Origin of the sequence: Streptacidiphilus jeojiense (genome assembly GCF_000719095.1) — a bacterium.
Lineage (GTDB): Bacteria > Actinomycetota > Actinomycetes > Streptomycetales > Streptomycetaceae > Streptacidiphilus > Streptacidiphilus jeojiensis.
The window spans coordinates 250,406-267,772 of record NZ_JOEH01000004.1; the positions used below are offsets into that span (position 1 = coordinate 250,406).

15 protein-coding genes and 2 tRNA genes are annotated in these 17,367 nt (G+C 70.7%); 12 read left to right on the plus strand and 5 right to left on the minus strand.

Annotated elements, in window-relative coordinates; genetic code table 11:
• Positions 1–137: 137 nt before the first annotated feature.
• Positions 138–2,759: an aminopeptidase N gene (pepN, locus tag IF29_RS0106005; protein ID WP_030250588.1), complete on the minus strand. Its 2,622-nt coding sequence runs from the start codon at positions 2,757–2,759 to the stop codon at positions 138–140.
• A 209-nt stretch (positions 2,760–2,968) separates the two neighbouring features.
• Between pepN and IF29_RS0106010 the strand changes: the two genes are divergently transcribed.
• The 6 genes from IF29_RS0106010 to IF29_RS0106035 all read left to right on the plus strand — a co-directional run bounded on the left by IF29_RS0106010 (position 2,969) and on the right by IF29_RS0106035 (position 7,482).
• On the plus strand, positions 2,969–3,604 hold the full coding sequence (locus tag IF29_RS0106010) for a DsbA family oxidoreductase (protein ID WP_030250591.1): 636 nt from the start codon (positions 2,969–2,971) through the stop codon (positions 3,602–3,604).
• A 209-nt stretch (positions 3,605–3,813) separates the two neighbouring features.
• On the plus strand, positions 3,814–4,413 hold the full coding sequence (locus IF29_RS0106015; RefSeq protein ID WP_030250593.1) for a biotin transporter BioY: 600 nt from the start codon (positions 3,814–3,816) through the stop codon (positions 4,411–4,413).
• A 48-nt stretch (positions 4,414–4,461) separates the two neighbouring features.
• On the plus strand, positions 4,462–4,947 hold the full coding sequence (locus IF29_RS0106020; protein WP_030250596.1) for a ribose-5-phosphate isomerase: 486 nt from the start codon (positions 4,462–4,464) through the stop codon (positions 4,945–4,947).
• A gap of 11 nt (positions 4,948–4,958) precedes the next feature.
• A complete protein-coding gene (locus tag IF29_RS0106025) occupies positions 4,959–5,822 on the plus strand; it encodes an Fpg/Nei family DNA glycosylase (protein ID WP_030250599.1) in 864 nt (287 codons plus the stop codon).
• Positions 5,823–5,872: 50 nt separating this feature from the next.
• Complete coding sequence (locus IF29_RS0106030; RefSeq protein WP_030250601.1) at positions 5,873–7,030, plus strand: PP2C family protein-serine/threonine phosphatase; 1,158 nt, start codon at positions 5,873–5,875, stop codon at positions 7,028–7,030.
• A 254-nt stretch (positions 7,031–7,284) separates the two neighbouring features.
• Complete coding sequence (locus tag IF29_RS0106035; RefSeq protein WP_030250604.1) at positions 7,285–7,482, plus strand: hypothetical protein; 198 nt, start codon at positions 7,285–7,287, stop codon at positions 7,480–7,482.
• A gap of 35 nt (positions 7,483–7,517) precedes the next feature.
• Here IF29_RS0106035 and IF29_RS0106040 read toward each other — a convergent pair whose 3' ends face one another.
• Positions 7,518–8,282 carry a DUF6348 family protein gene (locus IF29_RS0106040; RefSeq protein WP_030250606.1) on the minus strand — a complete coding sequence of 255 codons (765 nt, stop codon included), beginning with the start codon at positions 8,280–8,282 and terminating at the stop codon, positions 7,518–7,520.
• A 239-nt stretch (positions 8,283–8,521) separates the two neighbouring features.
• Positions 8,522–8,592, minus strand: a tRNA-Gly gene (locus IF29_RS0106045).
• 167 nt (positions 8,593–8,759) lie between these two features.
• Here IF29_RS0106045 and IF29_RS0106050 point away from each other — a divergent pair.
• From IF29_RS0106050 to clpX, 6 genes are all read left to right on the plus strand, one after another.
• Positions 8,760–8,836, plus strand: a tRNA-Pro gene (locus IF29_RS0106050).
• A gap of 67 nt (positions 8,837–8,903) precedes the next feature.
• Positions 8,904–10,403, plus strand: a complete 1,500-nt coding sequence (locus tag IF29_RS0106055; RefSeq protein WP_051724945.1) for a DHA2 family efflux MFS transporter permease subunit — start codon at positions 8,904–8,906, stop codon at positions 10,401–10,403.
• Positions 10,404–10,647: 244 nt separating this feature from the next.
• Positions 10,648–12,033 (plus strand): trigger factor, encoded by a 1,386-nt coding sequence (tig, locus tag IF29_RS0106060; protein WP_030250612.1) that lies wholly within the window; start codon positions 10,648–10,650, stop codon positions 12,031–12,033.
• Between the two features lie 308 nt (positions 12,034–12,341).
• The gene (locus IF29_RS0106065; RefSeq protein ID WP_030250614.1) at positions 12,342–12,959 is read left to right on the plus strand and encodes an ATP-dependent Clp protease proteolytic subunit; all 618 of its coding nucleotides are present in this window, start codon (positions 12,342–12,344) and stop codon (positions 12,957–12,959) included.
• Between the two features lie 75 nt (positions 12,960–13,034).
• Entirely contained in the window at positions 13,035–13,697 is a 663-nt protein-coding gene (locus IF29_RS0106070; RefSeq protein WP_030250617.1) for an ATP-dependent Clp protease proteolytic subunit, read from the plus strand.
• Between the two features lie 266 nt (positions 13,698–13,963).
• Positions 13,964–15,247, plus strand: coding sequence for an ATP-dependent Clp protease ATP-binding subunit ClpX (gene clpX / locus IF29_RS0106075; protein ID WP_030250620.1), 1,284 nt, complete (start codon positions 13,964–13,966; stop codon positions 15,245–15,247).
• A 79-nt stretch (positions 15,248–15,326) separates the two neighbouring features.
• On the opposite strand, the gene IF29_RS0106080 is transcribed toward clpX, so the two are convergent.
• The gene (locus tag IF29_RS0106080; RefSeq protein WP_030250623.1) at positions 15,327–16,313 is read right to left on the minus strand and encodes a serine hydrolase; all 987 of its coding nucleotides are present in this window, start codon (positions 16,311–16,313) and stop codon (positions 15,327–15,329) included.
• Between the two features lie 71 nt (positions 16,314–16,384).
• A complete protein-coding gene (locus IF29_RS0106085) occupies positions 16,385–17,083 on the minus strand; it encodes a peptidylprolyl isomerase (protein WP_030250625.1) in 699 nt (232 codons plus the stop codon).
• Between the last annotated feature and the right edge of the window lie 284 nt (positions 17,084–17,367).

The window sequence follows — 17,367 nt, forward strand, 5'->3', positions numbered from 1 at the left end:
AGCCCCCCAGGGGCGCGAGACTCTGCCCGATCAACAAGGCAGCCCCTCAGGGGCGCGGGGAACTGCGCGAGCAACCGCCCCCCGACGGCCACTCGCCCAGCAACCCCAGCCCCAGCCCCAACCCCCCGTCGCGCAACCTACCCCCGCGCCGCATCCCGCCGCTGCGCCCGCAACGCCCGCGCCAGATCGTCCCGCCCCTCCAGCACCAGCCTCCGCAACGCCGGCGCCGCAGCCTCGTGCTCCCGCAGCCACAGATCCGTCCGCTCCAGCGTGGCCTCCGTCGTCACCAGCCTCGGGAACAGCCCGCTGACGATCCGCAGCGCGATCTCGATCGACCGCTCGCTCCAGATCTTCTCCAGCACCTCGAAGTACGGCTCGGCGTACGGCGCCAGCAACTCCCGCGCCGCGCCCCCCGCCGCCGCCTGGAAGCCGCTGATCTGCGCTTCGACCAGCGCGTTCGGCAGCTGGTCCGAATCCACGACCTGCCGCCACACCTCCGCCTTGGCCTCCGCCGTCGGCCGCGCCGCCAGACACGCCGTCAGCAGCCGCTTGCCGCTGGCGGTGTCGTCCCGGGCCAGCTCCGCGTCCAACGCCGCCTCGTCGGCGACCCCGGCGGCGGCCAGCGTGTGCAGCAGCGTCCAGCGCAGCTCCTGGTCGACGGAGAGTCCGTCGACCCGCGCCGTCCCGGCCAGCAGCCCGCCCACCAGCTGCAGGTCCGCCTCCGACCGGGCCGTCTGCGCGAAGAACCGCGCCCACGCCAACTGGTGGTCGCCTCCGGGCGCCGCGGCCCGCAGCTCGCCCAGCGCGCCCTCGGCGAGCCGCCCGGCCCACTCCTCCCGCGCCTCGGGCGCGACATAGAGGTCGAGCGCGGTGCGCGCCTGCTGGTGCAGCGACTGGAGCACGCCGATGTCGCTCTCGCGGCCGGCGAACCGCAGCACGATCTCCAGGTAGTCGCGGGCCGGCATCAGCCCGTCCCGGGTCAGGTTCCACAGCGCGGACCAGCTCAGCGCACGGGCCAGCGGGTCCTCCAGCTCGCCCAGCGACTCCCGCAGCGTGGCCAGTGACGCCTCGTCGAAGCGGATCTTGCAGTAGGTCAGGTCCTCGTCGTTGACCAGCACCAGCGCCGGACGGGCGAGCCCGACCAGCTCCGGCACCTCGGTCCGGGCCCCGGCGACGACGTCCAGCTCGACCCGGCGCGTCCGCACCAGCGCCCCGCTGTCCGGGTCCCGGTCGAACAGCCCCACGGCGATCCGGTGCGGCCGCAGCGTCGGGTTCTCGGCGGCGGCCTCCTGCAGCACCGCGAACCCGGTGATGGTCCCCGAGGAGTCGGTGACCAGCTGCGGCGTCAGGGCGTTCACCCCCGCCGTCTCCAGCCAGGCCCGCGACCACTCGGCCATGGCGTCGGCACCCCGCCCGGAGGTCTCCGCGAGCACGGCGAGCAGGTCGGCGAGTGTGGTGTTGCCGAACGCATGGCGCTTGAAGTAGTGCCGCGCGCCCTCGAAGAAGGCGTCGCGCCCCACATAGGCCACCAACTGCTTGAGCACCGAGGCGCCCTTGGCGTAGGTGATGCCGTCGAAGTTGAGCTTGGCGTCCTCCAGGTCACGGATGTCCGCGGTGATCGGGTGCGTGGTGGGCAGCTGATCCTGCCGGTACGCCCAGGTCTTCCTGCGGTTGGCGAAGGTGATCCAGCCGGCCTGGTACTTCGTCACCTCCACCTGGGCGAACGCGCCCATGAAGTCGGCGAAGGACTCCTTCAGCCACAGGTCGTCCCACCACTGCATGGTGACCAGGTCGCCGAACCACATGTGCGCCATCTCGTGCAGGATGACGTTGGCCCGGCCCTCGTAGGCCGCCTCGGTGACCTTGGACCGGAAGACGTACTCCTCGCGGAAGGTGACCAGGCCGGGGTTCTCCATGGCGCCGAGGTTGTACTCGGGCACGAACGCCTGGTCGTACTTGCCGAAGGGGTAGGGGTAGTCGAACTCCTCGTGGAAGAAGTCCAGGCCCTGCTTGGTGACCGTGAAGATCTCGTCGGAGTCGAAGTACTGCGCCAGCGAGGCCCGGCAGAGCGCGCCCAGCGGGATCTCCAGCCGGCGGCCGTCCGGCAGTGCCCGGGTGTAGTGGTCACGGGCCACGTGGTACGGGCCGGCCACCACCGCGGTGATGTAGCTGGAGATTCGCGGCGTCGGGGCGAACTGCCAGGTCAGACCGGACTCCACGGCCACCGGGTCGCCGCCGGCGGGGGAGTTGGAGAAGACCTGCCAGTGCGAGGGCGCGGTGACGGTGAAGCTGAACGGCGCCTTGAGGTCGGGCTGTTCGAAGGTGGTGAACACCCGCCGTGCGTCGGCCGGTTCGTACTGGGTGTAGAGGTAGGTCTCGCCGTCGACCGGGTCGGTGAAGCGGTGCAAACCCTCCCCGGTGCGGCTGTAGGCGCAGGACGCCTCGACGACCAGCTCGTTCTCCTCGGCCAGACCGGGCAGGGCGATCCGGGTGCCGTCGAACACCAGCGCGGGGTCGAGCGCGGTGCCGTTCAGGACGACGCTGTGCACCTCGGGCGCCAGCAGGTCGGCGAAGCTGTCCGCCCCGGGTTCGGAGCAGCGGAAGCGCAGCAGCGTCCGCGAGCGGAACCTGCCCGCGCCCTCCCCTTCAGCCACGGGCAGCACGGCGGAGCGGAGGTCCAGTTCGACCTCGTAGCCGTCCACGCTGAGGATGCGGGCCCGCTCGCGGGCCTCGTCGCGGGTGAGATTGGTCCCGGGCACTGCGGTACTCCCTACTGGTGCATGCGGTGGCGCGCGAGCTTGTGGCCGCCCGTCCGGTGCCGGCCGGGTGTGGGCCCCGGACTGTCACCTGTTGCGGGCATCCTTTCACGGCACGCCGACAACGTTGGCGCACTCCCGCAGGGCGGGAATGCCCGTGCGCCGCCCTCTGTTCGCCACGTTGACCGCACGTTCCTGGCACCGGAGGACTCATGTCCGCAACAACCGCCACCCCCGTGACCGCAGACTTCTGGTTCGACCCGCTCTGCCCGTGGGCCTGGATGACCTCGCGCTGGATGCTGGAGGTCGAGCAGCAGCGCCCCGTCCAGGTGCACTGGCACGTGATGAGCCTCGCCGTGCTCAACGCCGACAAGGACGTCCCCGAGCAGTACCGCGCCTTCCTCACCGAGGCCTGGGGCCCGGTCCGGGTCTGCATCGCGGCCGCGCAGGCGCACGGCGACAAGGTCCTCGGCGACCTCTACACCGCCCTCGGCACCCGGTTCCACAACCAGGCCGAGCCCCGCACCAAGGAGACCATCGCGGCGGCCCTCGCCGACGCCGGGCTGCCGGTCGAACTGGCCGAGGCCGCCGACTCGACCGAGTACGACGAGGCTCTGCGCGCCTCCCACAAGGAGGGCATCGACCTGGTCGGCGAGGACGTCGGCACCCCGGTGATCGCGGTCCCCGGCGCCGACGGCGAGCGGGTCGCCTTCTTCGGCCCGGTGGTCACCCCCACCCCGCGCGGCGAGGCCGCCGCCCGCCTCTGGGACGGCACCCTGCTGGTCGCCTCCACCCCCGGCTTCTACGAGATCAAGCGCACCCGCACCGCCGGCCCCAGCTTCGAGTAGAGCTTCGAGTAGCGCCCCGACAGGGGCGCGGGGAACTGCGCGCCCGGCCACGCACCAAGGCGCACTGTTTCCCGCGCCCCCACTGCCCGGAGTCACCAACGCACTGACCAGCCCTTTTGTGGGGAGCGCGCTACACCACAGGTCACCAGGCAGGTAGGTTCACAGTCGTTAACCCAGACTCCGTCCCTCGCCCCTGCCCGGAGACCCGAATGGCCCTCGCCGCCACCGCTGCCCCCCGCCCCGGTACCGTCCTCGCCGACCTGCTCCCCGCCGCCACCCGTGCCCGCGCCACGGCCCGTGATCTCGCCCTGGTCGTCGGCGGTGCGGCCCTCACCGGCATAGCCGCACAGATCTCGGTGCCCGTCCCCGGCTCGCCGGTCCCGGTGACCGGCCAGACCCTGGCCGCGCTGCTGGTCGGGACCGCGCTGGGCACCCGCCGCGGGGTCGCCGCCATGGGCCTCTACCTGGTGGCCGGTCTGGCCGGGGTGCCCTGGTTCGCGGCCGGCAGCTCCGGCAGCGGCGTCACCCTCGGCTACATCATCGGCTTCATGCTGGCCGGGGTCGTGGTCGGCGAGCTGGCCCGGCGCGGCGCCGACCGCAGCCCGCTGCGCACCGCCGCGGCGATGGTGCTGGGCAGCCTGGCCATCTACGCCGTCGGCGTCCCCTACTTGGCCGTCTCGCTGCACGTCGGCCTGGGCCGGGCCGCCTCGCTGGGCCTGTACCCCTACCTGCTGGGCGACGCCCTGAAGGTCGCCCTGGCCATGGGCCTGCTCCCGGCCGCCTGGAAGCTGCTCGGCGTCCGGTCCTAGCCGGAGGCTGACCGGCGCACCGTCACCGGCTCGTGCCACACTGACGCCATGCGCGTGTACCTGGGATCCGACCATGCCGGATACGAACTCAAGCAGCACCTCGTCGAGTGGCTGACCAGCGCCGGTCACGAACCGGTCGACTGCGGCCCGCAAATCTACGACGCGGTGGACGACTACCCCCCGTTCATCCTCCGAGCCGCCGAGCGGACCGCGGCCGACCCGCAGGCGCTGGGCATCGTGATCGGCGGCTCCGGCAACGGCGAGGCCATCGCCGCGAACAAGGTCAAGGGCGTCCGCGCGGCACTGGCGTGGAGCACCGAGACGGCCACCCTCGGACGTCAGCACAACAACGCCAACGTGGTCAGCGTCGGCGCCCGGATGCACTCCCTCGACGAGGCCACCAAGTTCGTCGAGGTCTTCCTGGCGACGCCGTTCTCCGAGGACCCGCGGCACATCCGCCGGATCGACATGATCAGCGAGTACGAGACCACCGGCGAGCTCCCGCCGGTCCCCGCCCACCACCCGCAGGGCTGACCGCAGCTCCGATGCCAGAAGGCCACACCCTCCATCGACTCGCCGCCGCGTACCGCCAGGTGTTCGGCGGCGAGTCCGTGCGCGTCTCCAGCCCGCAGGGGCCCTTCGCCCAGGCCGCGCTGCGCCTCGACGGGCGCCCGCTCACCGGCACCGAGGCCCACGGCAAGCACCTCTTCCTCGGCTTCGGCGGCACCGCGGACCCCGCGTCCACCGACTGGGTCCACATCCACCTCGGCCTCTACGGCAAGGTCCGCTTCGGCGAGGGCCCGGCGCCGGAGCCGGTCGGGCAGATCCGGCTCCGGATCAGCACCGCCGACGACACCGCCCACGCCGACCTCCGCGGCCCCACGACCTGTGCCCTGATCAGCGATCCGGAGAAGCAGGAGGTGCACCGTCGGCTCGGCCCGGACCCGCTGCGGGACGACTCGGTCCCGGAGCAGGCCTGGCAGCGGGTGAGCCGCAGCGGCACCACCGTCGCGGCACTGCTGATGGACCAGAAGGTGCTCTCCGGCGTCGGCAACATCTACCGCGCCGAGGTGCTGTTCCGGCAGGGCATCGACCCGCGGCTGCCCGGCCGGGCGCTCACCCGGGAGCAGTGGGACGCGGTCTGGAAGGACCTCACCCTGCTGATGGCCGACGGCGTCCGCGACGGCTGGATCGACACGGTCCGCCCCGAGCACACCCCGCAGGCCATGGGCCGCCCGGCCCGCGAGGACGCCCACGGCGGCGAGGTCTACGTCTACCGCCGGGCCGGCCTGCCCTGCCTGGTCTGTGCCACTCCGGTCAGCGCCGGCACCCACGCCGGCCGCAACCTGTTCTGGTGCCCCGCCTGCCAGCCCGCCACACCGATCGGCTCCCTCCAGTACCGGCCGTAGTTCCTGGGAGCGTCGACGCGGACCGCACACCCTCGGTAGGGTCGACCCGGATGGCTGACGGAGCGGCCGAGGCGCCACCTCGGGAGACGATGACGGCACGGGGGCGCAGGGCGCTCTACCGGGCCCGACGTCGGTTGCGCCGATCCGCCGTCGACTACTTCCGCGGCGACGCCTCCGACTGGTTCGCCTTCGGAGCGCTGTTCCTGCTGGTGCCGCTGATCACCGTGGTCACGCTGATGGTCCCGATCTGGTGCCCGCCGACCGCCCTGGTGCTCCCGCTGCTCGCCGGGGCGCTGCTGCTGCGGCCCAGCAGCCTGGTGCTGCTCTACGCCGCCGCGGCCTCCGCGCTGGCTGTGGAGGCGGCCCTGCTGGGCCCGTACCACCTGGGCCCGGGCCGGGTCACCCCGGGCAGTGTGCTGGTCATGGGCGCGGTCGGGGCCGGCGGACTGCTGGTCGCCCAACTGCGCAGCCGGGTCGGCGTTCCCTGGCGCGGCGGCGGCACCATGCTGTTCGACCTGCGCGAGCGGCTCAAGGTGCAGTCGCAGATCCCGGCGCTGCCGCCGGGCTGGCACGCCGAGATGGCGCTGCGCCCGGCCGGCGGCCAGTCCTTCTCCGGCGACTTCCTGGTCGCCGCCCGCACCGGCGACGGCAGCCGGATGCTGGAGGCGGTGCTGGCCGACGTCTCCGGCAAGGGCATGGACGCGGGCTCCCGGGCGCTGCTGCTCTCCGGCGCCTTCGGCGGCCTGCTCGGCTCGCTGCCGCCGCACGACTTCCTCCCGGCCGCCAACGGCTACCTGCTGCGCCAGGAGTGGGACGAGGGCTTCGCCAGCGCCGTCCACCTGGTGCTGGACCTGGACACCGGGGAGTACGAACTGCTGTCGGCCGGCCACCTCCCCGGGATGCAGCGCTGCATGGGCAAGGGCCACTGGGAGACCAAGGAGGCCGAGGGCCCGCTGCTGGGCATCTTCGAGGGCGCCAAGTTCACCGGCCTGCGCGGCCGGCTGGAGCGCGGCGACGTGCTGATGCTCTGCACCGACGGCATGGTCGAGGCCCCGGGCCGGGACCTCTCCGAGGGCATGGACCGGCTGATGGGGGAGGCGGACCGACTGATCGGCTCGCCCTTCGTCGGGACGGCCTGGCGGCTCATCGAGACCGTCGCCAAGGACCTCAACGACGACCGCGCGCTGCTGCTGATCTGGCGCGAATAACCGTCCCCCGGTGCTCAGTTCACCGCACCTGTAACATCAGCCACACGTTCTCCGACGTGCTGTTCGGCCAATCTCGGCCGAATAGTGATCACTTGTAGAGCTGTGTCCCGGAAATGCTTTACGGAACCTGCCAGTCCGGAGACACTGAATGTCGGCCATGGGAGGGGGGAGGCAGTGTCGATGCACGGCGCGGCGGACCGGCCTGCCGGGTGGCCCGGGCCCCGAGCATGTCATGAACGAGGAAGTGGAACCGCGTGACAACCTTCTCCTTCTCCGCTGTTGTCCTGCTGGGCATCCTGTTGATCGTGTTCATCAGGAACGGGAGCATGAAGATCGGCTACGCCATCCTCGCTATGCTCTTCGGATTCTTCCTGGCCAAGACCTCGGCAGCGGCACCCATCCAGACCTTCCTGGACCAGATCGCCACCACCATCAACAATCTGACGAAGTAACAGCTACCGACCCGACAGCTGCCGGAGCAACAGCCTCAGCGCTCCCGCCACCGCCGCAGCAGCGCCCCTGCAGCGGCGCGCCGCCCGCCCACGGCGGCGTCGGCGGGCTCCGCGCCACCCTCCGCTCCGCGCAGGCTCAGCGGGTCGGCCGCCAGCAGCACGAAGCAGCGGGCCCAGGCCAGCCGCTCCCCGCGCGGCCAGGACAGTCGCCGCAGCGCGGCCGAGGCCGCGGCGACCGGTTCGCCGTTCACCCGCACCTCGGCGACCTCGTCGCCGGAGCGCCCGCCGAAGAAGAACTTCACCCCGTTCAGCACCGGGTCGCTCAGGTGCGGGAGCACCACCTCCGCGACCGCGGGCAGCAGTTGATGCTCCGCCACCCAGTCGCCCAGCGGTCCGCTGCGGAACCCGAACACGCAGGCAGGGCCCTGGACCGCGTGCCATCCGGCGACGCCCCCGGCCGCACCGGGCGCCACGTGGTCGCCGTGGACGCCGCGCCGCTCCAGCATCTCCACCACCGCGGAGGCGGTGGTGGTCCGCCACATCCGCACCGCGTTCTGGAGCTGCTCCTCCTCGGTCCGCCCGAGCCCGGCCGCGCAGTCCCAGACCACCGGCCCGCCGCCCTCGCCGATCCGCAGCACGTACCCCAGGTCGACGTGGCCGCCGCCCTGCCCCAGGTGCTCGCGCACCGCCACGGCGGTCGTCCCCGGACCGCGGACGACGTCGCCCTCGGCCTGGAACTCCCGCCCGAGGCAGGCCATCTCGCGCACCACGCTGCGCTGTATGACCTGGAGCCTGCGCACAGGGTCTCTCCGTGTGTGTGAGGGATGTACTCCGACGTTCCGGGGAGCGACTCCCGTTCGCCCGCACAACCCCCGGGCGGAGCAGGCCCTGTGGAGATTGTGGGGGGAAACCGAGTGAACATCCCGCCTCCGGGAGCGTACCCGCCCCCGTCCGCCCCCCGCACCCGTTCTGACGCGTGCAAAACACATCGGCCCCGACCCGGCATGATGATCGCCGAGTCGGGGCCGAGCCACTTCGGAGCGGGCGACGGGAATCGAACCCGCGTAGCTAGTTTGGAAGACTAGGGCTCTACCATTGAGCTACGCCCGCAGAGCGCACCGGTGCGGCGCGTTCGGGGGACAGCCTAGCGGACCTGGTCGGGCGGATGCACACCGGTTCTCCGGCGTGGCGGCCGGATGGGTGCGGCGCGGCGAAAAGCGGGCGAAGGGCCGGGGATCTGCCTGTACGCTACGTGTCGTTCGGCACGTCGGACGGTACGGGGTGTGGCGCAGTTTGGTAGCGCGTCCGCTTTGGGAGCGGAAGGTCGTCGGTTCGAATCCGGTCACCCCGACCATATGCACGGGATCCTGTCCGCCATGGCGGCAGGTCCTTTTTCGTTCTCCGGGAAGGCGTGCCGAGCCATGTCCGCAGCAGCGCAGCCGCACCGTCCGCGGATATCCGCCAAGACCGCGGTCGCGGTCGTCTTCGTCGCCGCGCTGTTCATGTCGATCATGGACACCACGATCGTCAATGTGGCGCTGCCGTCCATCGGCGACCAGTTCCACGTGGACGCGGCCTCCGTCGGTGTGGTCAACGTCGGCTACCTGGTCAGCCTCGCGGTCTTCGTGCCGCTCTCCGGCTGGCTCGGCGACCGCTTCGGCACCCGCAGGGTCTTCCTGGCGGCGCTGGCCCTCTTCACCCTGGCCTCGCTGCTGTGCGCGACGGCCACCGGCCTCAACCAGCTGAGCCTCTACCGGGTCCTCCAGGGCGTCGGCGGCGGGATGCTCAACCCGGTCGGGATGACCATGCTGTACCGGGCCTTCCCGCAGCAGGAGCGGATGCGGGCGAGCCGGGTGCTGATGGTGCCGACCGCCGTCGCCCCGGCGCTGGGTCCGGTGCTGGGCGGCTGGCTGGTGGACGCCGCCTCCTGGCACTGGGTGTTCATCGTCAACGTCCCGCTCGGCGCCGTCGCGATGACCTTCGGCCTGCTGTTCCTGCCGGACTTCGGCGCCGAGCGGGCCGGCCGCTTCGACACCGCGGGGTTCCTGCTGGCCGCCGTCGGCTTCGGGGCGGCGACCTACGCCCTCGCCGAAGGGGCGGACAAGGGCTGGGGGACCGCGGGGATCGTGGTCCCGGCGACGGTCGGGATCGCCGCGCTGGTCGCGCTGGTCGTGGTGGAACTGCGGATCGACGACCCGATGCTGGACCTGCGGCTCTTCAAGGACCGGCTGTTCCGCGCCACCAACCTGGTCGGCGTGGTCGCCGGCGCCGCCTTCCTGGGCATGCTCTTCGTCTTCCCCCTCTTCTACCAGAACGCCGCCGGGGCGACCGCCTTCCGGACCGGCCTCAACACCTTCCCCGAGGCCCTCGGGGTGATGCTGGCCTCGCAACTGGTCGGCCGGATCTATCCGCGGATCGGGCCGCGCCGGCTGATGACCGCGGGTGGCGTCGCCGTCTCCATCGCCATCGGGCTGATGTCGCTGCTCACGCCGGAGAGCAGCGTCTGGGCGGCCCGCGGGCTGATGTTCGCGACCGGGTTCTCCATGGCCCACCTCTTCATGCCGACCCAGACGGCCGCCTTCGCGACCGTCTCCCCGGCCGCGACCGGCCGGGCCTCCACCCTGTTCAACACCCAGAGCCGGCTCGGCCCGGCGCTGGGGGTGGCCCTGCTCAGCACGGTCCTGGGCGCCATCGGGACGGTGACCACCGGTCCGGACGGTACGCCGAGCGCGAACCTGGCGGCCTACCACGCGGCGTTCCGGGTCGCCGCCGGCCTGGCCCTGGCCGCGGCCGTGCTGTCGCTGTTCGTCTCCGACCGGGACGCCGCCCCGACCATGGCGCGGGAGACCCCGGTCGAGGGTCCGGGCGAGGGCTCCGCGGCGGGTTCTGGGAAGGTCCCGGTCCAGAGCCTGGACAGCTGACCCCTCCCGGCGGGACCAATGCAGATTGTGGTACCGGTAGGATGGACCGCTGGCGGCTGTCCACGTGCGCGTCTCCGCAGGGAGAAGCGGTGCGGGACACTCGCCCGAGGGCGAGGAGCGAGCTCACCGTCCACCCACCCCGGCGGGCGAAGTCGCCTCTGACTCATCACCCGTCTCGCCGTGCTCCCCACCAAGCGGGTGCGCGGCGGACACCCCGACCGCAAGCCCCCAAGGAGACCCAACCGTGAAGAGCGCCGTGGAGACTCTGAACCCGACCCGGGTTCGACTCACCGTCGAGGTGCCCTTCGAGGAGCTCAAGCCCAGCCTCGACGCGGCGTACAAGAAGATCAACCAGCAGGTCACGGTGCCGGGCTTCCGTAAGGGCAAGATCCCGGCTCGCGTCATCGACCAGCGCTTCGGCCGTGCCGCGGTGCTGGAAGAGGCTGTCAACGACGCCCTGCCGCGCTTCTACACCCAGGCCGTCGACGAGTCCAAGCTCGACGTCCTCGGCCAGCCCGACATCGACGGCCTCGAGGGCGTCGAGAAGATCGCGGACGGCGGCGACCTGAAGTTCACCGCCGAGGTGGACATCCGCCCCGAGATCACCCTCCCCGACTACACCGCCATCGAGGTCGAGGTCGACCCGATCGCCGTGTCCGACGAGGACGTCGAGGAGAGCCTGAACCAGCTCCGCGACCGCTTCGCCTCGCTGAAGACCGTCGAGCGCGCCGCCGCCGAGGGCGACGTCGTGGTCGTCGACCTGGAGGCCAAGGTCGACGGTGAGGTCCCCGAGGACGGCACCGCCACCGGCGTCAGCTACGAGATCGGCTCTGGCCGCCTGCTCGACGGCATCGACGAGGCCCTCACCGGCCTGGAGGCCGGCGGCACCGCGACCTTCACCACCGAGCTCAAGGGCGGCAGCGCCGAGGGCAAGGACTCCGAGGTCACGGTCAGCCTGACCACCGTCCAGGAGAAGGAACTCCCGGCCCTGGACGACGAGTTCGCCCAGCTCGCCAGCGAGTTCGACACCCTGGAGGAGCTCAAGGAGGACTCCCGCAAGCGGCTGGTCCGGATGAAGGAGTTCGACCAGGCCACCCAGGCCCAGGAGCGCGTGCTCGACAAGCTCATGGAGCTCATCGAGATGCCGTACCCGGAGAAGCTGCTCGCGGACGAGCTGGAGACCCGCAAGCACAACCTGGAGCACCACCAGCTGCCGCAGATGGGCATCGACCTGGACGGCTACCTCAAGCTCCAGGGCAAGACCGCCGAGGAGTTCGAGGCCGAGCTGCTCGAGCAGGCCCAGAAGGGCATCAAGACCCAGTTCGTCCTGGACGCCATCGCGTCCAAGGAGGAGCTCGCGGTCAACCAGGAGGAGCTCACCGAGCACCTGCTGCGCCGCGCGGCCGGCTCGGGCATGACGCCCGACCAGTTCGCCCAGCAGGTCGTCGAGGGCGGCCAGGTCCCGCTGCTGGTCGGCGAGGTCGTCCGTGGAAAGGCCCTCGCGGTGGTGGTGGAGTCCGCCAAGGTGGTCGACACCAACGGTGAGGTCGTCGACTTCGAGGACGACGACGAAGAGGACGAGACCGTCGAGGCCGCGGCTGAGGCCGTCGTCGAGGCGACCGAGGCCTGATCCTCCCCGGCACTGCAGCACCTCCCAGGAAGGGCCCGGACGCGACATGCGTCCGGGCCCTTCCGGCGTCCCCGGTCACCCTGCGCTCACAGCGAACAGTTCTGTGTAGGGGATGGCCAGGCCCTGCCTGCGCGTTAGGGTCCTTGGTACGAGGGGCAGGGTGACTGTCGGTCCATCAGGACTGTCCGTCAGGCTTCCCGATGCAACCGGCCTCCGTACCGGCCTTCGTAAGAGACGCAGTGACGGTGGACGATCAGCCGTCCGAACACAATGAGCGGGTGGATTACGTGATGACTCCCCAGTTCCAGATGCCCGGCCTGATGGCCCCCACCGCAGCCGGTGACATCGGCGGCGGCGGTCTCGGCGACCAGGTCTTCAACCGTCTGCTCAACGAGCGCATCATCTTCCTCGGCCAGCAGGTCGACGACGAGATCGCCAACAAGATCACCGCTCAGCTGCTGCTGCTCGCGTCCGACCCGGACCGGGACATCTTCCTGTACATCAACTCGCCCGGCGGCTCGGTCACCGCCGGCATGGCGATCTACGACACCATGCAGTACATCAAGAACGACGTGGTCACCATCGCCATGGGCATGGCCGCCTCGATGGGCCAGTTCCTGCTCACGGCCGGCGCCAAGGGCAAGCGCTTCGCGCTCCCCAACGCCGAGATCCTGATGCACCAGCCCTCGGCCGGCCTCGGCGGCTCCGCCACCGACATCCGCATCCAGGCCCAGCAGCTGGTGCGGCTGAAGCACCGGATGGCCGAGCTGATCGCCGAGCACAGTGGCCAGACCGTCGACCAGGTCACCAAGGACTCCGACCGCGACCGCTGGTTCCAGCCGCAGGAGGCCATGGAGTACGGCCTGATCGACGGCATCATGCACAGCGCCGCGGACGTCCCCGGCGGCGGCGGCACCGGCGCCTGACCGGCCCTTCGAGCCGCTCAGCACCGCCCCGCCCACGAACCAAGTCCGTACGCTTCCGGAGAGGCCACACCAGCTATGAACATCCCCAGCCTGTCCAGCGCCGAGCGGCGCCTGGAGGACATGCGCGCCGAGGGCCGCTACATCGTCCCGCGCTTCGTCGAGCGCACCTCGCAGGGTGTGCGTGAGTACGACCCCTACGCCAAGCTCTTCGAGGAGCGCATCATCTTCCTGGGCTCCCAGGTCGACGACGTCTCCGCGAACGACATCATGGCGCAGCTGATCTGCCTGGAGTCGATGGACCCGGACCGGGACATCTCCATGTACATCAACTCGCCCGGCGGCTCCTTCACCGCGCTGACCGCGATCTACGACACCATGCAGTTCGTGAAGCCCGACGTGGCGACCGTCTGCATGGGCCAGGCGGCCTCCGCCGCCGCGGTGCTGCTGGCGGCCGGCGCCCCCGGCAAGCGCCTGGCGCTGCCGAACGCCCGGATCCTGATCCACCAGCCCTACACCGAGACCGGCCGCGGCCAGGTCTCCGACCTGGAGATCCAGGCCGCCGAGATCCAGCGGATGCGCGAGCAGCTGGAGGAGATGCTGTCCAAGCACTCCCACCAGACCCCGCAGCAGATCAGCGAGGACATCGAGCGCGACAAGATCCTCACCGCGGCCGAGGCGCTGGAGTACGGGCTGATCGACCAGATCACCTCGACCCGCAAGAGCTCGCTCAACGACTGAGACCGTCCCCGGTCCAGTCACTGAGACGAGTACCACGCAGTCCGTCGGCCCCCGGCTATTGGAGCGGGGGCCCCGGCCTGGCACCATCGGTGACAGGCACTCTCAAAATTGCCGCGCCCTGCATCGCCCACCCTGACGGCACTTCGCCCAGGGCGGAAGAGGGAAGACCGCCGAAGTCGGCGGATCGGGGCTCCTGACGGAGTACCGTCGGAAACCAAGCACCAGGCTCCTGCCCCACGGAGCCTTTGGCGAAGGGGATTCACCTCGTGGCACGCATCGGTGACGGTGGCGACCTGCTCAAGTGCTCGTTCTGCGGAAAGAGCCAGAAGCAGGTGAAGAAGCTCATTGCCGGGCCCGGCGTGTACATCTGCGACGAGTGCATCGACCTGTGCAACGAGATCATCGAAGAGGAGCTCGCGGAGACCTCGGAGGTGAGGTTCGAGGAGCTGCCCAAGCCCCGCGAGATCTACGAGTTCCTCGACGGGTACGTGGTGGGCCAGGAGGCGGCGAAGAAGTCACTCTCCGTGGCCGTCTACAACCACTACAAGCGGGTCCAGGCGGGCGAGAACGGCAAGCACGGCCGCGACGACGGCATCGAGCTGGCCAAGTCCAACATCCTGCTGCTGGGCCCGACCGGCTCCGGCAAGACCCTGCTGGCGCAGACCCTGGCCCGGATGCTGAACGTGCCGTTCGCCATCGCGGACGCCACGGCGCTGACCGAGGCCGGCTATGTCGGCGAGGACGTCGAGAACATCCTGCTGAAGCTGATCCAGGCCGCTGACTACGACGTCAAGAAGGCCGAGACCGGCATCATCTACATCGACGAGATCGACAAGGTCGCCCGCAAGAGCGAGAACCCGTCGATCACCCGCGACGTCTCCGGCGAGGGCGTGCAGCAGGCGCTGCTGAAGATCCTGGAGGGGACCACCGCCTCGGTGCCCCCGCAGGGCGGCCGCAAGCATCCGCACCAGGAGTTCATCCAGATCGACACGACGAACGTGCTGTTCATCGTGGGCGGTGCCTTCTCGGGCCTCGAGCGCATCATCGAGTCCCGGGCCGGCAAGAAGGGCATCGGCTTCGGCGCGACGATCCGGTCCAAGCACGAGATCGAGTCCAGCGACCAGTTCCGCGCGGTCATGCCGGAGGACCTGGTGAAGTTCGGGATGATCCCGGAGTTCATCGGCCGTCTGCCGGTCATCACCAGCGTCCACAACCTGGACCGCGACGCGCTGCTGCAGATCCTCACCGAGCCCAAGAACGCCCTGGTCAAGCAGTACCGGCGGCTGTTCGAGCTGGACGGCGTGGAGTTGGAGTTCTCGGACACCGCGCTGGACGCCATCGCCGACCAGGCCATCAAGCGCTCCACCGGCGCCCGCGGCCTGCGCGCCATCATGGAGGAGGTGCTGATGTCCGTGATGTACGAGGTGCCCTCGCGCAAGGACGTCGCCCGCGTGGTGGTCACCGAGGACGTGGTGCTGGAGCACGTCAACCCGACGCTGGTGCCGCGCGATCTGCGCAGCCAGCGCGAGCGCCGCGAGAAGTCGGCGTAGCCGGACGTTCAGGAACCCCGCTCGGATCTCGGTCCGGGCGGGGTTCCTGCATGTCGGGGTGGTGCGGTGCGGGGCGGGCTCAGCCGACGCTGGTGATCGCGTTCGCGGCGGCCGAGGCGACCGACTCGACCAGGCTGATCGAACCCGCCTCGGTGCTGCCGCCGTCCGACACCACCGCGATCAGCACGCTGTGGCCGTCGACGGTCACCTTCCCGATGCTGTTGACGTCCCAGAGCCCGCTCTGGCTGCGCTGCAGCCAGCCGTTCTTCAGCTCGGTCGCGGTGCCGCTGTCGGCGGCGGCCGAGACGCCCCAGGCCTGGTCCGACTCGACCTGGCCCATCAGGCCCTGCAGGTACTTCTGCGAGGCGCTGTCGAGCGGCGAGTCGTCGCCGAACACCACCTGAAGCAGCGTCAACTGGTCCGCCGCGGTGGTCTGGGTCAGGCCCCAGTTCCCGTTGCTGCCACCGGTGGTGCCGGTCAGGCCGAAGGTCCTGTTGGCGGCGTTCAGCCCGTCCGCACCGCCGATCTCGTTCCACAGCGTGGACGCGGCGTCGTTGTCGCTCTGCTCGATCATCGAGGTGGCCAGGGCCTTCTGGGCGCTGCTGAGGCCGCCGCTGTCCTGGGTCTGCAGCAGCAGGGTCGCCAGGATGTCGACCTTGACGATGCTCGCGGTGTCGTAGCTGTTCCCGGTGTTGCCGTAGTCGGCGGTGGCCCCGGTGTCCAGGTCCAGCGCCGCCACCGAGACGTTTCCGGAGAAGCCGCTGACCAGCGAGGACTCGGCGGTGGCCAGGGCGGTACGGGCCTGCTCGTCCAGGCTGGGAGAGCTGGCGGAGGCAGCAGCGGAGGCCGAGGCAGAGGTGGAGGCGGCGACGGTGGCGGACGCGGAGCCGGTGACCGTGATGGTGCTGCTGCTCGCGCTGGCGACCATGGCCGGACTGCCGCTGCCCTCGGCGGCGTAGGCGAGACCGCCCAGGGCACCCGCGGCCATGACGGCGGTCACGGCGATCGACACCAGCTGCCGCTTACGACGACGGCGACCCTGGTCCGGCTCAACTCTGCTGCTCATGACTTCGACCTTGCGGGCCGAAATCTTGCAGAGAATGTGAACGTCGTGAACGCGTCATGAGAAAACCGAGGTCACTCCTTGGTCACCGGAACGCTGTTGATCACGACGTTGTCCTTGGGTTTTCCGTCGCTGCCGCCGCCCTGGACGCCGTCCCTGGCGATGTGCTGCAGGATGTCCAGGCCCGAGGTGATGGTGCCGAACGGGGTGTAGTTCGCCGCGAGCTGGCTGGCCTGGTAGACCAGGAAGAACTGGCTGCCGCCGGTGTGCGCGGTCCCGGTGTTGGCCATCGCCACCGTTCCGGCCGGGTAGCTGCCGCCCTGGACCGCCGGGTCCTTCAGGTACTCGTCGGGGAGGGTGTAGCCGGGGCCGCCGCTGCCGGAGCCGGTGGGGTCGCCGCACTGCAGCACATAGATGCCGCTGGTGGTCAGGCGGTGGCACTTGGTGTGGTCGAAGTAGTTCTGCTGGGCCAGGAAGACGAAGCTGTTGACGGTCTGCGGGGCGTTCTTGGCGTCCAGCTTGATGCCGATGTCGCCGCAGGAGGTCTTCAGTGTGGCGCTGTAGGCCGCGGAGGTGTCGATGGACATGGCCGGCGCGGTCTTCCACTGCTTGCCGTTGGGGCTGCCGGAGGCCGCGTCCCCGCAGAAGACCGGCCGGGTCGTCGCCCACACCAGCCCACCGGCGACCAGCGCGACCACCACCACGGCGGCCACCGCGAACACCGTCCGGCGCTTCTTCACCCTGGCCTTCTCGGCGGCCCGCAGCTCCTCGATCCGCGCCCGCCGAGCAGCGTTGCGCGCTGCCGCGCCGACCTCTTCACTACCGCCGTCCCCGCTGCTCACCCGCGTCCTCCCATTGCACGCACCAACAGCGCACAAGTGAACCCACCCACAGCCCCACCACGCGGGAGGCGCGACCGAAGGGGATGCAAAGCCTGCCGGGCTGCGGCTAAAGCGGTTCGTTACCACGCCCCCACTCCTCGTGCTGCAGTGCTGCGGGGGGCGACCCCCCGGACCCCCACGTCCTGCCGGGCTGCGGCTAAAGCGGTTCGTTACCA

Coding starts and splice junctions, on each gene's coding strand:
- IF29_RS0106010 (WP_030250591.1), top strand. CDS start 2,969: ATGTCCGCAACAACCGCCACCCCCGTGACCGCAGACTTCTGGTTCGAC.
- IF29_RS0106015 (WP_030250593.1), top strand. CDS start 3,814: ATGGCCCTCGCCGCCACCGCTGCCCCCCGCCCCGGTACCGTCCTCGCC.
- IF29_RS0106020 (WP_030250596.1), top strand. CDS start 4,462: ATGCGCGTGTACCTGGGATCCGACCATGCCGGATACGAACTCAAGCAG.
- IF29_RS0106025 (WP_030250599.1), top strand. CDS start 4,959: ATGCCAGAAGGCCACACCCTCCATCGACTCGCCGCCGCGTACCGCCAG.
- IF29_RS0106030 (WP_030250601.1), top strand. CDS start 5,873: ATGGCTGACGGAGCGGCCGAGGCGCCACCTCGGGAGACGATGACGGCA.
- IF29_RS0106055 (WP_051724945.1), top strand. CDS start 8,904: ATGTCCGCAGCAGCGCAGCCGCACCGTCCGCGGATATCCGCCAAGACC.
- IF29_RS0106065 (WP_030250614.1), top strand. CDS start 12,342: ATGCCCGGCCTGATGGCCCCCACCGCAGCCGGTGACATCGGCGGCGGC.
- IF29_RS0106070 (WP_030250617.1), top strand. CDS start 13,035: ATGAACATCCCCAGCCTGTCCAGCGCCGAGCGGCGCCTGGAGGACATG.
- IF29_RS0106080 (WP_030250623.1), bottom strand. CDS start 16,313: ATGAGCAGCAGAGTTGAGCCGGACCAGGGTCGCCGTCGTCGTAAGCGG.